The organism is Paenibacillus sp. ALE3 (assembly GCF_054113405.1).
In genome coordinates, this window is sequence record NZ_CM134214.1 from 316,342 (window position 1) to 334,174 (window position 17,833).

Sequence of the window (17,833 nt, forward strand, 5' to 3'; positions counted from 1 at the left end):
AAAAGTTTGAATTTGGTTGGAATCGGGTTATCGAACTTGGGACATTTGTTTATATGCTGAAGGCCCATCTACATGGAATCTTCGAGTTAAGCAGTGAGAGCGTTAGTAGTGCAATCCGTTTGTGTTGGAATGCTGTAACTCTTAGAGATTTAACATAGGTAGATGGACAATAGCCGCTCTCAAAGGAAGTTCGAAAATAACCTTTGAGGGCGGCTTCTGTTTTATGGATGGTTTATTACAAAAAATGGAGTTAGGTACACAACTTTATTGTCTGTAAACAATTAATGTCTGGTGATAAAAAAGTGTGGAACCAGTAAAAAACAAACAACTTAAATCAAATAAAGTTTGCAAATATAAATGGAATTTCTCAAGGAACGTTGAGTGAGCTGGAGCAAGATAAATACAGACCCTCTTTTGATATACTTATAGCAATTAAAGAAAACTTCAATTCCCATATAGAGTGGTTAATCTTTGGAGATACGCCTGTAGCAATTGAGCCCACACAGTAGGGGAATGTCATTCGATTAGCAATACAAAGTAAATAATCAGTTGTAACGTCAAAAACCTTTGCTAAAGATATTAAATGATTAATTTCAGGCCGTGCTACGTTTCACTCCCAATTAGAAACAACCTGTTTAGTTACCCTGATTATTATAAATATCCTTTTATGTACATTTATGGATTAGTATCAAATTTTTACATTACTGTTTCAAAGTATTCATGAATTCATCTCTATTAAATCAAATAGGTTTTACCCGACCCATCTGCTTACTAATTATACCTACTTATAGCCCATATTATAGCTTATTCATGCCCTACTGTACCCTACGAGTAGCCTATGAATAGGATACGAAGTAAAATATAGCTAAAAAATATTACTTTGCTATTGTATAAAGCTGTGAGTTGTTATATTCTACATTTGTATTTTGAAGTAAAACTAAAATATATCTTAGGAGTAGAAAAGGATAACTGAACTTTACTTTGATTTAGTAGTTCTAAAAAGAAGGTGAATAATGAGCAAAATTCGATCAAGTAACTCTATAGCATCTATTCAACGGAAAATCAAAGAAGGAAGAGGTCAAGGCCACTTTTCGGAATATAAACCTTGGTTAACTATACATGATGTACCTTCAATAGGGATAGTTACTCGAATTCTTGGTTAGAAAAGTGGTCGACTTCACCATTATCTGTCTGAACACTTTGAATTGGCACATCATTACTAAATGGAGTGGTCAGAGCAAGTGATTGATATTCGCGAACAATTTCCTTTATTACCTCTAGATAAAACCCTCTTTATTGCACAAAAGTTAGGCATTAAACATCCAACTGACCCCAAGAATAAGCTTCCCATCATTATGACTACAAATATGTTACTTACAGTAAAACAAGAAGAAAGTATATAATTTATTGCACATTCTATCAAACCTTCTAACAAGTTGACAAAACGAGTTGTAGAGAAATTACAGATTGAAAAAGAGTTCTTTAAAGACCAAAAGATAGAGTGGGCACTTATTACGGAAAGACAGATAAACTACAATTTGGTTAGGAATGTCGAATGGCTTCATAATGCTAAAAACAACGATAAATTGTTAAATCACCATATAAATAGTCTCGAAGATAATCTCTATTGTGCTATTCAACAAAGTGAAAAACCACTTGCAAAAGTTACAAGAGAACAAGATGAATTATTTGGTTTACCAAGTGGGTAAGCGCAAGGATTCGGAGCACCGGCAGAGAATGTCTCCAGGGAAGATCTCCCAAATCGGCCGGCACCCCGCCTGAATGTCGACACGCGTCGAATTCCTCGATTGATGGCAAACCATTCCCAGCGTTTCTTCTCCATTCGCTTTTTTAGGCAAAATATTAACACTTTATGTTGGACAGACCAAATTTAACTAAAGTTTTACTATACATTCTTGGAAATTTTGATATAATTCTACCTAGGTTACCTTTCCAATTATGATAGAAAATAGAATTAGATGGTTTTTATATCTATGCAAGCTGTGCGCGAGAAACCAATCCACTGGCTACCCAGCAAGCAGGCATGCGGAGACCGACAATTGTGGAAAATGACAGCCGAGAATATGTTGCTCCATGACGTCAGAAGGTTCAGAAAGGATGAAGCCAACCTTATCCCAATTCCAATGGAGGATGAAGCGCGTGATCATTTTTGAAAAGATGTAATTTACTTCCAAAATAAAGACTGTCCCGTTCATGCCATACGGAGCATTCTTTGAGCCTCATACAGACCCATCGTCACATCTAATCGTCAGGAAAAGCTCAGTACCCCGCAGCCGTATCTTTACTTATCCACACCAGACGGGGGAATACACACATCGTACATAGAGTGTATCAATATCCCTTAAACATAGGCTTCGACAAAGGCAGCTCCGGTGCCGAATCCGGAGGTACGGCCGACTTCCTGCTGGCCGGCCGGAACCCTACAGCAAGCCTTACATCGATGGGAGGAACATCCCTTGTCCACCCCCAATTCCAATTCCGAACCCAATGTTAAACCAAAGCCCGTCTTCGGGCGGCTCGTCCGCAGCAAGCATATTGAAGCGGAGGAGCCGGAAGCAGCCGCATCTCTTGCGTAGAACGATGCTCTTAGTTGTCTTTCACGCATAGGAGCCGAGCGGGACAGCTGCTAGGCAGAGGATTGCCGCATGCGATCAACCGGGCAAGCAAAGCGGTGACCTGGCGAAAGCCATTGACATTCTTGTCACATGTTTGAAAAGGCGGGGAGCGAGGCTGAAGCGTTGCTGCGGCATATGCTCCGCCGGATTGCTTTTACCGATGAAGAGAGGGGAACGATCCAGATGGCTTTTGAAAAAGAAACGTTGTTTTGGAACGAAAAATTCGGTAGCGACGATTATACCCTGACGCGGCTGCCTTACAGCAAAGCTCCAAGCTCCCTGGCGCCCATTATGACAACCGTCGGCGGGACGCTTCCGGAGGAAGTGGCGCAGCGCGTCCTTCAAATGAGCAAGGGCGCTCCGCTGGCCACTTTTATGATTTTGCTCGCAGGTGTTCAGTCGCTCTTGCATAAATATACAGGCGCTTCTGACATTCTGGTCGGCATGCCGGTTGTACGGAAACCGACGGAGACGCGCCGATCCGTTAATCATACGGCCATTTTGAAAAACTCGCTTTCGGCGGGTGCGACTTTTAAAACGCTTCTGAGCGAGCTGAGGACTTCCTTGCCGGAAGCGATTCAGCATCAACATATTCCGTTCTTGAAAATGACAGAGAAGCTGGACCTGCAATATGCAGACGGGATACCCGTCGTCCATACGCTAGTATCCCTTAAGGAGCTGCATCTGGACGAAATCGGGCAAAATGTGGTCACGGATTGTTCCTTTGAATTTAGCTTAACCGGCGGGACGATACAGCTAGCGCTGTCATATAACGAGCACTTATATGACTCCGAGTTCATGACGCGGGTCGTCGGCCATCTGAATCGCCTGCTGGCCGTGGGGCTTCACGAGTTGGAGCTGGACATTGTGCGGGCGGACATGCTGTCGGAGGACGAGAAATTTCAATTGCTGCAAAGCTTTAACGATACCGAGAAGGACTATCCCCGTGATCGGACGATTCATCAGCTCGTGGAGGAGCAGGCGAAGCGGGTGCCCGAAGCGACGGCGGTTGTCTTTGAGGGGCGCCGTCTTTCGTACGCGGAGCTGAACGAACGGGCGAACCGGCTGGCGCGGACGCTGCGATCGGTCGGCGTGCTGCCCAATCAGCTGGTAGGCTTGATGGCCAGGAGATCGCTGGAGACGGTCGTTGGCATTCTGGCGGTTCTGAAAGCTGGCGGTGCCTACGTGCCGATCGACCCGGAATACCCGGAAGAACGCATCCGCTACATTCTGGAGAACTCGAACGCGCAGCTGCTGCTGACTCAAAGGGAGCTGCAGCAGCAGGTGCCGTTCGAAGGGACCGTGGTGGCGCTGGATGACGAGCAGGCCTACAGCGACGATGGCTCGAACCTGGATCCGGCCAGCGGTCCGAATGATCTGGCTTATGTCATCTATACATCAGGTACGACGGGCAAACCCAAAGGGGTCATGCTGGAGCATCGCGGGCTGGTCAGCCTGAAACTGACGTTTGCCCATACGCTTCACACGACCGAACAGGATCGAGTGCTCCAATTCGCCAGCCTATCGTTCGATGCGTCGTGCTGGGAGATGTTCAACGCTCTATATTTCGGGGCGACCTTATATATACCGTCAACCGAGACGATTTTGGATGATCAGCTGTTCGAACGTTTCATGAACGAGCATGCAATTACGATCGCCACTTTGCCGCCAACTTATGCGGCTTATTTGAATTCAGACCGCCTGCCGAGTCTGAGCAGGCTCATCACGGCGGGCTCCGCCGTTTCAGCCGAATTCGTGCAGCAGTGGAAAGACAAGGTACAGTACTATAACGCGTACGGTCCGACGGAAGCCTCGATCGCCACATCCGTGTGGGCGGCGTCTACGTATGACACCGAACGCAGAGCGATACCGATCGGACGTCCGATCTGGAACCATCGCTTGTATATACTGGGCGCACAGAATCAACTGGCGCCTATCGGAGTGGAAGGGGAATTGTGCATCGCGGGCGTCGGCCTCGCCCGGGGATATTGGAACCGGCCGGATCTGACGGCGGAGAAATTCATCGAACACCCGTTTGAGCCTGGAGAGAGACTGTACCGGACGGGCGACTTGGCCCGCTGGCTGCCGGACGGAAATATTGAGTACTTGGGCCGGATTGACCATCAGGTGAAAATCCGTGGATTCCGGATCGAGATCGGCGAGATTGAAGAGCAGCTTCTGAAGATCGACTCCGTGCAGGAGACGATCGTAATCGCGCGGGAAGGCAAAAACGGGCAAGAACTGTGCGCTTACCTGGTCGCGGGCCGCCCGCTTACGCTCGGCGAACTGAGAAGCGCGCTGGCGCAAAAATTGCCAAATTACATGATTCCGGCGCATTTTGTTCAGCTTCCGCGGATGCCGCTCACGCCGAACGACAAAATCGACCGCAAGGCTTTGCCCGCTCCGGAAGGAAACGCGCTGACCGGCGGCGCGTACGTAGCTCCCCGCAATGAAGCCGAGCGGACGCTTGCCGATGTGTGGCAGGCGGTATTGAACGCCGATCGCGTTGGGGTAACGGATCATTTCTTCGAGCTGGGCGGAGACTCGATCAAGTCCATTCAAGTATCTTCGCGGCTTCATCAAGCCGGGTACAAGCTGGAAATCCGGGATTTGTTCAAATATCCGACTATCTCACAGCTCAGTCTGCATGTGAAACCGATCGGACGTACCATCGATCAAGGCGAAATAACGGGTGAAACGGCGCTGGCGCCGATTCAGCATTGGTTTTTCGAGAGCTCCTTTGCGGCCCCGCATCATTTCAACCAGTCGGTGATGCTGTACCGGAAGGAACGCTTCGACGAAGAGACGGTGCGTCAGGTGCTGCAAAAGCTGGCCGAGCATCATGACGCCTTGCGGATGGTGTTCTGCAAGACGGAACAAGGGTTTAGTGCGCAGACCCGCGCGATTCAGGAAGGCGGGCTGTTCACGCTGGACGTGTTCGACTTCAAGGATGCGGAGAATACCGCGCAGGCTGTGGAAGCGAAGGCAACGGACATTCAAGCGGGCATCGATCTGGAGAACGGGCCCCTCGTGAAGGCGGGACTGTTCCGGTGCGCGGACGGCGATCATTTGCTGCTCGCGGTTCATCATGCCGTGGTGGACGGCGTGTCTTGGCGCATTTTGATGGAGGATTTCGCTCTGGGTTACGAGCAGGCCGGCAAAAGCGAGGAAATTCGTTTCCCAGCGAAAACGGATGCGTACCGCACTTGGTCCGAGCAGCTGGCCGCTTACGCGCAAAGCCCGGAGATGGCGAAGGAACGGGCCTATTGGCAGGCCGTGGAACAAATTGCGGTTCCGGCCTTGCCGAAGGATCTGGAGGCGGACGTTACGACGCAGCAGGACAGCGAATCGCTGTTCGTCCGTTTGACTCCTGAAGAAACGGAGCTGCTGCTGAAGCGGGTTCACCGGGCCTACAACACCGAAATGAACGATATTTTGGTAACGGCGCTCGGCATAGCCGTTCGCAAGTGGACGGGACACGAACGGGTGCGGATCAATCTCGAAGGACACGGACGCGAATCGATCGGAACGGATATCGACATCACGCGCACAGTCGGCTGGTTTACGACCAAGTTTCCGGTCGTCCTGGAGCCGGAAACCGACCGGGATTTGGCCTATCAGATTAAACAGGTCAAGGAAAGCTTGCGCCGCATTCCGAACAGGGGGCTTGGGTACGGCGTATGCCGCTATCTCTCCAAATCGGAGGATGGCTTTGTTTGGGGCGCAGAGCCGGAAATTAATTTTAACTACCTCGGCCAGTTCGACGATGATGTCAATCAGGACGAGATCGGCATATCTTCTTATTCCAGCGGCAGCCCGGCCAGCGACCGGCAGGCCCGCAGCTTTGTGCTGGATATCAACGGCATGGTGCTGGAAGGCGCTTTATCGCTCGATCTCAGCTACAGCCGGAAGCAGTATCGCAAGGAAACGATGGAAGCCTTCGCTCAGCGGCTTGAGCAAAGTCTCCGAGAGCTCATTACCCACTGCGCAGGCAAAGAAAACACCGAATTGACGCCGAGCGACGTGCAATTTAAAGGCTTGACCATCGCGGAATTGGAGCAAATCGTCCAGCGCTCGGGCCATCTCGGGGAAATCGAAAATATTTACTCGCTTACGCCGATGCAGAAGGGCATGTGGTTCCACAGTGCGCTTGACCAGCAAACGGCAGCTTACTTCGAGCAGACGCAGTTTACGATGCGGGGAGCGCTCGACGTCCAGCTTTTCGAGAGGAGCTGGATGGAGCTTGCGAAACGTCATCTGGTGCTACGGGCGAATTTTGTGAAAGGACCAGCGGGCGAGCCGCTGCAAATCATATACCGCGACAAGCCGGTCGGCTTTGAATATGAAGAGCTGCTTCATTTGCAGTCGGACGAGAAACAAGCGTACTTGGATAAAAAAGCCGAGGATGACAAGCTTCGCGGCTTCGACCTGGAACATGACGCGCTCGTTCGGGTTACGATCCTGCGCACCGAAGAGCAAAACTATCATGTGCTGTGGAGTTTCCAGCATATTTTGATGGACGGCTGGTGCCTACCGCAGCTGACGCAGGAGCTGTTTGAGACGTACTCGGCCTTGGCATCCGGCAAGCAGCCAGCGGGAGATAAGGGATCGGATTATGGCGCCTATATCGAATGGTTGGAGAAACAGGACGATCAGGCGGCATCCGGCTATTGGACGGCATTCCTGGCAGGTTATGAAGGGCAAACCGTACTCCCGGGACAAAAGGAACCGGCGCCGAACGGCAGATTTACGGCTGATCACGTCACCGCCGAGCTGGGCAAAGACTTGAGCGAGCGGATGGACCAGGTGGCGAAACAGCGTCTGGTTACGGTCAATACGCTGCTGCAAGCCGCTTGGGGCGTGATGCTGCAAAAATATAACGGGACAAACGATGCCGTATTCGGCAGCGTCGTGGCCGGAAGACCGGCGGAAATCCCGGGCATCGAGTCCATGATCGGACTGTTCATCAATACGGTGCCGGTCCGCGTCACGAGCGAAGCGGACACCGTGTTCGCCGACCTGATGGCGAAGCTCCAAGAGCGGGCGCTGGAGTCCGGGCGTTATGATTACTATCCGCTGTATGAAATTCAAGCCCGCAGCGTGCAAAAGCAGAACCTAATCAACCATATCATCGCTTTCGAGAACTATCCGGTGGACGAGCAGATGGAGCAGGCGGGCGACCAGCAGCACGGCGACCTGACGATCGCTGACGTTCAGATGGAGGAGCAGACGAACTATAACTTCAACTTGACCGTGGTGCCGGGAGTCGAGATCGAAATTCGGTTCGACTTTAACGCCGAAGTGTTCGATAAAGACAGCATCGAGCGGCTCAAGGGGCATCTCGTCCATCTGCTGGAGCAGGTGACGGATAACCCGGAAATTACAGTGGGCGAGCTGGAACTTGTGACGGAGGCGGAAAAAACCGACCTTCTCGGACGTTTTAACGACACCATCACGGAATTTCCGCGCGGGAAGACGCTCATTCAATTGTTCGAAGAGCAGGCGGAGCGCATCCCGGATGCAGCCGCCATCTCCTTGAATGAGCAAGAGCTGACCTACCGCGAGCTGAACGAACGCGTCAACCGCCTTGCCCGTACCTTGCGTAGCCACGGGATATCCAAAGGCCGTCTGGTCGCCATTATGGCTGAGCGTTCCATTGAAATGGTGGTGGGCATGCTGGCGGCACACAAAGCCGGAGCTGCTTACGTACCAATTGACCCGGAATATCCCGAGGAGCGTATCCGTTTCTTGATCGAGGATTCGGGAGCGCAGGTCATGCTGACGCAAAGCCGCTTGCGCGAGCGCCTGGCGGGTTCAGACTCCGTGATCTTACTGGATGACGAGGCCTTCTATCACGAGGACGGCACAAATCTAAATCCAGGCACCGAAGCGACAGATCTGGCTTGCGTCATCTATACGTCAGGTACGACGGGCAAGCCGAAAGGCAACCTTGTTTCGCACCGCAACATCGTGCGGATCGTGCGAAATACGAATTATATCGACATCACCGAGCGGGATCATGTCCTCCAGCTTTCGAGCTATTCGTTCGACGGAGCGATTTTCGATATTTTCGGCGCTTTGACCAACGGGGCGCGGCTGGTGCTGGTTCTCCGCGAGACTTTGCTGGAAATCGGCCGTCTGGCGGATCTCATCCAGCGCGAGCGCATCTCGGTCATGCTGATTACGACGGCTTTCTTCAACATCCTTGTAGATGTGAACGTCGACTGCCTGCGGGATGTCCGGGCGATTTTGTTCGGAGGAGAGCGCGTGTCGGTCGGCCATGTGCGTAAAGCGCTCGCCCATATCGGACCGGGCAGGCTCAACCATCTGTACGGCCCGTCGGAAAGCACGGTTTATACCACGTACCTTCCGGTCGACTTCGTCGATGAGTCGGCGGTTACCGTACCCATCGGCCGGCCGATCAGCAATACGACGGTGTATATCGTCGACAGCCGGAATAAGCTTCTACCAATCGGCGTGGCCGGGGAGCTTTGCGTCGGTGGAGAAGGTTTGGTACGGGGCTACAATAACCGGCCGGAGCTGACGGCGGAGAAATTTGTGGACAATCCGTTTGTGCCGGGAGAGCGCATGTACCGGACGGGGGATTTGGCGAAATGGCTGCCGGACGGCACGATTGAATACGTAGGACGGACGGATGACCAAGTGAAAATCCGCGGCTTCCGCATTGAACTGGGCGAGATCGAAGCTCAGCTTCAGAAAGTGGAGGGAATTCGGAAAACGACGGTATTCGCGTGGGAAAACGCCTCCGGCGAGAAGCAGCTTTGCGCCTATTATGAAGCGGACCGCGAGCTTCCGGCGGCCGAGCTGAAGAGCGCGCTTTCCCAGGAACTGCCGGCCTACATGATCCCGGCGTACCTGATCCAGTTGGAGCGGCTCCCGCTGACGACGAACGGCAAGGTCGACCGCCGGTCCCTTCCGGCGCCGGAGGAGAGCTTGCAGCCGGGCGAAGGACGTACTCCGCCTCGGACTCCGCTGGAAGCCAGCTTGGCCGGAATTTGGAAAAGCGTGCTCGGATTGGAGCACATCGGGGTTCATGACAACTTCTTCGACCTGGGCGGCCATTCCCTGCGGGCGACGACACTGGTGAGCAAGGTGCATCAGGAGCTGAACGTCGAGCTGCCTCTGCGCGACGTATTTCGCTACTCGACGATCGAAGAGATGGCTCTGGCCATCTCCCGGATCGGAGAGCAGTCGTTCTCGTCGATTCCGCTGGCAGGCGCAAGAGCATATTATCCGCTTTCCTCAGCTCAGAAGCGGCTGTTTATCCTGAATCAGCTGGAAGGGGCCGATCAGAGCTACAACATGCCGGGTGTGCTGCTGCTGGAAGGATCGATTGACCGGAGCCTGCTGGAGAAGGCTTTCCGCGGACTGATCGCACGGCACGAAACGCTGCGAACTGGCTTTGAGATCGTACAAGGCGAAGCTGTACAGCGCATTTACGAGAGCGTCGACTTTGCCGTTGAGTACCGTCATGCGAGCGAGGAAGAAGCGCCCGAAGTCGTGCAGGCCTTCATCCGGCCTTTCGACTTGGCGAAGCCTCCGCTGCTGCGGGCGGAACTCGTAGAGCTGGCAGCCGAACGTTATTTGCTAATGTTCGACATGCACCATATCGTCTCCGACGGGGTTTCGATGGACGTGTTAGTCGAGGAACTCGTTCGTCTGTACGGCGGCGAATCATTAGAGCCTTTGCGCATTCAATACAAGGACTATGCGGTATGGCAGCAGTCGGACGAGCAAAAAGTGCAGTTGAAACGCGAGGAAGCTTACTGGCTGGATCGTTACCGGGGCGAGCTTCCGGTTCTGGAAATGCCGACGGACTATCCGCGTCCTGCCGTGCAGAGCTTTGAGGGACAAACGCTGACGTCCTTCGTGGACGAGGCAACGAACGAAGGCTTGAAGCAGCTGGCCGCTCAAAGAGGAACGACGCTGTATATGGTGCTGCTTGCGGCATATACCGTGCTTTTGCATAAATACACAGGTCAGGACGATTTGATCGTCGGAACGTCGATTGCGGGCAGAACGCACGGAGACACGCAGCCTTTGATCGGAATGTTCGTCAATACGCTGGCGCTCCGCAATTATCCGGCTTCGGAGAAGACCTTCCTGTCGTATCTGGAAGAAGTGAAAGAAACGACCTTAGGCGCTTACGAGCATCAGAATTATCCGTTCGAAGAGCTCGTCGATAAAGTGCAGGTCAGCCGGGATTTGAGCCGCAACCCGCTGTTTGACACGATGTTCTCCCTGCAAAACTTGGAGGATAAAGAGTTTGAGCTGGAAGGGCTGAAATTGTCCCCGTACCCTAGCGAATACGGCACGGCCAAGTTCGACCTGAGTGTGGATGTTACGGAAGAAAACGGCGGCCTGGAGTGCAGCTTTGAATTCGCAACGGCTCTTTATAAAGAAAGCACGATCCGGCGGCTGTCGACTCATTTCGGACATTTGCTTGCGGCGATCGTAAGCCGTCCAGATGCGAAGATTGCCGAGCTGAACTTGCTGACGGCAGAGGAAAAAGAACAAATTCTCGGCGCGTTCAACCCGGCACAGCCGGAAGCGGCTCCTGCGGCCGCGTTCCACCGGCTGTTTGAGGAACAGGCGGAGCGCACGCCGGAAGAGGCGGCCGTCGTGTACGAGAACGACCGGCTGACGTATGCGGAGCTGAACGAGCGGGCGAACCGCTTGGCGGCTACGCTGCGCGCAAATGGCATCGGCCGGGAGAAGATCGTCGGCATTCTCGCCGAGCGTTCGGTGGACTTGCTGGTGGCCGTGCTGGCCGTCTGGAAAGCGGGCGGGGCGTATGTGCCGCTGGACCCGGATTATCCGGCGGAGCGCGTGCGGTTCATGCTCGAAGACAGCAGAGCGAAGGTGCTGCTGACGCAAACGGCGCTGCGAGAGCGTGCTGAAGCCTGGCTTGACGAAGAGGAGCTGGCGCTGGCGGCGGTGCTGTACCTGGACGACGAAGCGTCGTACAGCGAGGAGCGGGCGAATGCGCCGATTGGCTCGGGCATGGTCTCCGGCAAGCTGACGGATGCTGTGGACGACGGCGATGAGAGCCATCAGCATGTTGGCACCGACAGCTTCCATGAAGCCCGTCCGGAGGATCTGGCGTACGTGATCTATACGTCGGGAACGACGGGCAAGCCGAAGGGCGTGATGATCGAGCACCGCAGCCTGGTGAACACGGCGGCGGGCTACCGGCGGGAATACCGGTTGAACCAGTTCCCGGTGCGGTTGCTGCAGCTCGCAAGCTTCTCGTTCGACGTGTTCGTGGGAGATATCGCGCGGACGCTGTACAACGGAGGCACGATGGTGATCGTGCCGAAGGACGACCGGATTGATCCGTCTCGTCTGCACCACTGGATTGAGCGGGAACGGGTCACCATCTTCGAATCGACGCCGGCGCTGATCGTGCCGTTCCTGGAGTACGTGCACGAGCAGCGGCTGGATATGAGCTGGATGGAGCTGTTGATCACGAGCTCGGACAGCTGCAGCGTGGCGGATTACCGGACCTTGCAGGAACGCTTCGGCTCGTTGTTCCGGATCATCAACGCATACGGCGTAACGGAAGCGGCGATCGACTCCAGCTTCTACGAAGAGGAGCTGGCGAAGCTGCCGCAGACAGGCAATGTGCCGATCGGTAAAGCGTGGCTGAATGCGAAATTCTACATCGTGGACGCGCATCTGAACCCGGTGCCGATTGGGGTGCTAGGCGAGCTGGTCATCGGCGGAGTCGGAGTGGCGCGCGGGTACTTGAACCGTCCGGAGCTGACGGAAGAGAAGTTCGTAGACAGCCCGTTCGCCGCGGGCGAGCGGTTGTACCGCACGGGAGACTTGGCGCGGTGGATGGAAGACGGGAACGTGGACTTCATCGGCCGGATCGACAACCAGGCGAAAATCCGGGGGTACCGGATCGAGACGGGGGAGATCGAGTCGCAGCTGCTGCGGGTGGAAGGCGTGCGCGAAGCGGTGGTGCTGGTTCGAAGTGACGCGAACGGGCAGAAGGCGCTATGCGCGTATTACACGCCGGATACCGGAGCGGAGCTGGCAGTGAACGATCTGCGCAGCGCGCTGGCGCAGGAGCTGCCGGGGTACATGATCCCGTCGTACTTCGTGGAGATGGAGCGCCTACCTCTGACGCCGAACGGAAAGATTGACCGGAAGGCGCTACCGGCGCCGGAAGGGGAAGCGGGAAGCGGAACGGAGTACGTCGCACCGCGCAATGAGCTGGAAACGAAGCTGGCAGCGATTTGGCAGGAGGTGCTGGGGCTTGCGAAGGAGATTGGCGTTCACGACAACTTCTTCGACGTCGGCGGCCACTCCCTGCGGGCGACGACGCTGGTCAGCAAGATTCATAAAGAGTTGAACGTGGATCTGCCGCTGCGCGACGTGTTCCGCCATTCCACCATCGAGAGCATGGCAGCCGCCGTTTCCCGGCTGGATGAGCAGACATTCGTTGCCATTCCGGTGGCGGATGACCGAGAGGTGTACCCGCAATCTTTTGCTCAAAAACGTCTCTTTATCCTGAATCAACTGGAAGGCGCGGAGCTTAGCTACAACATGCCGGAAGCGATGCTGCTGGAGGGTGCTTTGGACCGGGCAAGGTTCGAAGAAGCGTTCCGTAAGCTCGTGGCGCGGCATGAAACGCTGCGCACCGGGTTCGAAATGGTGGATGGCGAAGCATCGCAGCGGATTTACCAAGACGTGAATTTTGCCGTGGAGTTCTATCGAGTGGATGAGCAAGAGGCCGAAGAGATGGTTCGTCGTTTCGTCCGTCCGTTTGACTTGGCGAAGCCTCCGCTGCTGAGGGTAGGCCTTGTCGAGCTGGCTCCAGAACGTCATATTCTAATGTACGACATGCATCATATTATTTCCGATGGCGTCTCGATGGAAATCTTTGTTGAAGAATTCGTCCGCTTGTACGGCGGCGAGCAATTGGAGCCTCTGCGCATTCAGTACAAAGACTACACCGTTTGGCAGCATTCGCAGGAGCAGAAGGAACGGCTTCAGCGTCAGGAGGCGTACTGGCTGGACATGTTCCAAGGCGAGCTTCCGGTGCTGGAAATGCCGACCGATTATCCGCGTCCGTCCGTGCAGAGCTACGAAGGCCAAACGCTGGAGTTTTTCTTCGACGCTTCGAAAACCGACGGCCTGAAGCAGCTGGCCTCGGAAACGGGCACAACGCTGTTTATGGTGCTGCTTGCGGCGTATAACGTCCTTCTGCATAAATATTCAGGTCAGGAAGACGTGATCGTCGGTACGCCGATTGCCGGAAGGAACCATGGAGATGTGCAGCCGTTGATCGGGATTTTCTTAAACACGCTGGCTATCCGCAGTTATCCGGCTTCGGAGAAGACATTCCTGTCATACCTGAACGAAGTCAAAGAAACGACCCTCCATGCCTTCGAGCATCAAAACTATCCGTTCGAAGAATTGGTGGACAAGGTGCAAGTCACCCGTGATTTAAGCCGCAATCCGCTCTTCGACACGCTGTTTACGATGCAGAATACGGAAAACGAGGAATTTGAGCTGGAAGGGCTTCGCCTGATTCCTTATCCGAGTGCATTGGATACCGCGAAGTTTGATATCAGCTTGGATGTGGGCGAGGAGAACGGCGGCTTGGATTACAGCTTCGAATATGCGACGGCTCTCTACAAAAGGGAGACGATCGAACGGCTGGCGAAACATTACGAGCAGCTGCTCGAAACGATCGTAAGCCGTCCAGATGCGAAGATTGCCGAGCTGAACTTGCTGACGGCAGAGGGAAAAGAGCAAATTCTCGGCGCGTTCAACCCGGCGCAGCCGGAAGCGGCTGCTGCGGCCGCGTTCCATCGGCTGTTTGAGGAACAGGTGGAGCGCACGCCGAAAGCGGAGGCCGTCGTGTACGAGAACGACCGGCTGACGTATGCGGAGCTGAACGAGTGGGCGAACCGCTTGGCGGCTACGCTGCGCGCAAGCGGCATCGGCCGGGAGACGATCGTCGGCATTCTCGCCGAGCGTTCGGTGGACTTGCTGGTGGCCGTGCTGGCCGTCTGGAAAGCGGGCGGGGCGTATGTGCCGCTGGACCCGGATTATCCGGCGGAGCGCGTGCGGTTCATGCTCGAAGACAGTGGAGCGAAGGTACTGCTGACGCAAACGGCGCTGCGAGAGTGTGCTGAAGCCTGGCTTGACGAAGAGGAGCTGGCGCTGGCGGCGGTGCTGTACCTGAACGACGAAGCGTCGTACAGCGAGGAGCGGGCGAATGCGCCGATTGGCTCCGGCATAGTCTCCGGCAAGCTGACGGATGCTGTGGACGACGGCGATGAGAGCCATCAGAATATTGGCACCGACAGCTTCCATGAAGCCCGTCCGGAGGATCTGGCTTACGTGATCTATACGTCGGGAACGACGGGCAAGCCGAAGGGCGTGATGATCGAGCACCGCAGCCTGGTGAACACGGCGGCGGGCTACCGGCGGGAATACCGGTTGGATCAGTTTCCGGTGCGGCTGCTGCAGCTCGCAAGCTTCTCGTTCGACGTGTTCGTGGGAGATATCGCGCGGACGCTGTACAACGGAGGCACGATGGTGATCGTGCCGAAGGACGACCGGATCGATCCGTCTCGTCTGCACCACTGGATTGAGCGGGAACGGGTCACCATCTTCGAATCGACGCCGGCGCTGATCGTGCCGTTCCTGGAGTACGTGCACGAGCAGCAACTGGATATGAGTCGGTTGGAGCTGTTGATCACGAGCTCGGACAGCTGCAGCGTGGCGGATTACCGGACCTTGCAGGAACGCTTCGGCTCGTTGTTCCGGATCATCAACGCATACGGCGTGACGGAAGCGGCGATCGACTCCAGCTTCTACGACGAGGAGCTGGCGAAGCTGCCGCAGACAGGCCATGTGCCGATCGGCAAAGCGTGGCTGAATGCGAAATTCTACATCGTGGACGCGCACCTGAATCCGGTGCCGGTCGGGGTGCTGGGCGAGCTGGTCATCGGCGGAGTCGGAGTGGCGCGCGGGTACTTGAACCGTCCGGAGCTGACGGAAGAGAAGTTCGTAGACAGCCCGTTCGCCGCGGGCGAGCGGTTGTACCGCACGGGAGACTTGGCGCGGTGGATGGAGGACGGGAACGTGGACTTCATCGGCCGGATCGACAACCAGGCGAAAATCCGGGGGTACCGGATCGAGACGGGCGAGATCGAGTCGCAGCTGCTGCGGGTGGAAGGCGTGCGTGAAGCGGTGGTGCTGGTTCGAAGTGACGCGAACGGGCAGAAGGCGCTATGCGCGTATTACACGCCGGATACCGGAGCGGAGCTGGCAGTGAACGATCTGCGCGGCGCGCTGGCGCAGGAGCTGCCGGGGTACATGATCCCGTCGTACTTTGTGGAGATGGAGCGCCTGCCTCTGACGCCGAACGGAAAGATTGACCGGAAGGCGCTGCCGGCGCCAGAAGGGGAAACGGGAAGTGGAACGGAGTACGTCGCACCGCGCAATGAGCTGGAAACGAAGCTGGCGGCGATTTGGCAGGAGGTGCTGGGGCTTGCTAAGGAGATTGGCGTTCACGACAACTTCTTCGACATCGGCGGCCACTCCCTGCGAGCGACGACGCTGGCGGGCAAGGTATTTAAGGAATTAAACGTCAATCTGCCACTGCGCGACGTATTCCGTCACTCGACGATTGCGGCGATGGCCGAGGCGATCGCCCGGATGGAACGGCGGGAGCATGAGGCCATTCCTCAAGCGGAGGAGAGAGAGTACTACCCTCTGTCCTCCGCGCAGAAACGGCTGTTCATTCAGCACACGCTGGATGGAGCGGATCAGCTTTACAACATGCCGGAGTTGGTGCAGGTGGAAGGCGAGTTTGATTTAGACCGGTTGGAAGCAGCCTTGCGGAAATTGATAACACGGCATGAATCGCTGCGCACCGGTTTTGAAATCGTGAAGGGCGAAGCGGTTCAGCGAATTTACCCGCAGGTTGATTTTGCTATCGAGCATCATCAAGCGGATAAAGAGGATGCGGCTCAAATCGAGCAGATCGTCCGCAGCTTCGTTCGTCCGTTTGATCTCGGCAAGCCGCCGCTGCTGCGCGCCGGGGTCATCGAACTGGAGCCGAACTTGCACATTCTCCTTTTCGACATGCACCATATGGTGTCCGACGGCGTATCAATGGCGATTGTGATCGATGAGTTCTCGAGTTTCTACGCCGGGGAAGAACTGCCGCCACTGCGCATTCAATACAAGGATTATGCCGTTTGGCAGCAGTCGAAGGCCCACCGAGAGCGGATCGGGCGGCAGGAAGCTTACTGGCTGCAAACCTTCGAAGGCGAGCTGCCGACGGCGGACCTGCCGATGGACTACGAACGGTCTGCGGCTCGCAGTTATGAAGGCGCCCATCTGGAGTTCGACGTCGAAGCTTCTCTCTCTACGCGGCTGCGCGAATTGGCGGCCGAGCGTGAAAGCACGCTGTTCATGGTGCTGCTTGCGGCTTATACCGTGCTGCTGTCCAAGTACAGCGGGCAGGAGGACTTGGTCGTGGGCACCCCGGTGGCGGGAAGAACGAACGCCGATTTGGAACCGGTCATCGGGATGTTTGTCAATACGCTGGCGATCCGCAATCGTCCGTCGGGCGACAAAACGTTCTTGTCCTACCTGGAAGAAGTGAAGGAAACGGCTTTGGGAGCTTTTGAGAACCAGGATTATCCATTCGAGGAGCTGGTGGAGCGTTTGAATGTGAAGCGGGAGCCGGGCCGCTTTCCGCTGTTCGATGCCGTTTTCGACTTGCAAAATATCGAAGAACGAGACGCCGAGCTGGAAGGGGTCAGCCTGAAGACTTACGAGCTTGACCATTTGGAAGAAGCGAAGTTCGATCTGACGCTGTTTATGTATGAAAACAACGGGGCGCTGAGCGGGGGCTTCTTCTACGCCACCAAGCTGTTCAAAAAAGCGATGATCCGCACCTTGACCGAGGATTACCTGCGGGTACTGTCTCAAATTGCGGAAAATCCACAACTCGAGCTAAGCCGGATTGAATGTCATAAACCGGCGGCAGGCGCAAAAAGTGCCGTCGATACGATCGAATTCGCGTTCTAATCCTACAAGCGCGCCTCCGCCGTCAAATGAAAGCGGCGCGCATCCCAAGGAAGACGGCGAACAACGTCCAAGCCCGTAAACGCGCAGGCCGAAAGCAAGCTTTTTCGGAC

3 protein-coding genes and 1 pseudogene are annotated in these 17,833 nt (G+C 55.1%); all 4 read left to right on the forward strand.

Annotated features, from left to right (window positions below):
• Positions 1-335: 335 nt before the first annotated feature.
• Positions 336-509 (forward strand): annotated as a pseudogene (locus tag ACXHJ2_RS01510) (helix-turn-helix domain-containing protein); the annotation flags it as partial.
• Between the two features lie 714 nt (positions 510-1,223).
• Complete coding sequence (locus ACXHJ2_RS01515; RefSeq protein ID WP_342212807.1) at positions 1,224-1,403, forward strand: PDDEXK family nuclease; 180 nt, start codon at positions 1,224-1,226, stop codon at positions 1,401-1,403.
• A gap of 33 nt (positions 1,404-1,436) precedes the next feature.
• Positions 1,437-1,709: a TnsA endonuclease C-terminal domain-containing protein gene (locus tag ACXHJ2_RS01520; protein WP_446724849.1), complete on the forward strand. Its 273-nt coding sequence runs from the start codon at positions 1,437-1,439 to the stop codon at positions 1,707-1,709.
• Between the two features lie 1,017 nt (positions 1,710-2,726).
• Positions 2,727-17,723 (forward strand): amino acid adenylation domain-containing protein, encoded by a 14,997-nt coding sequence (locus tag ACXHJ2_RS01525; protein ID WP_457874506.1) that lies wholly within the window; start codon positions 2,727-2,729, stop codon positions 17,721-17,723.
• Positions 17,724-17,833 lie beyond the last annotated feature (110 nt).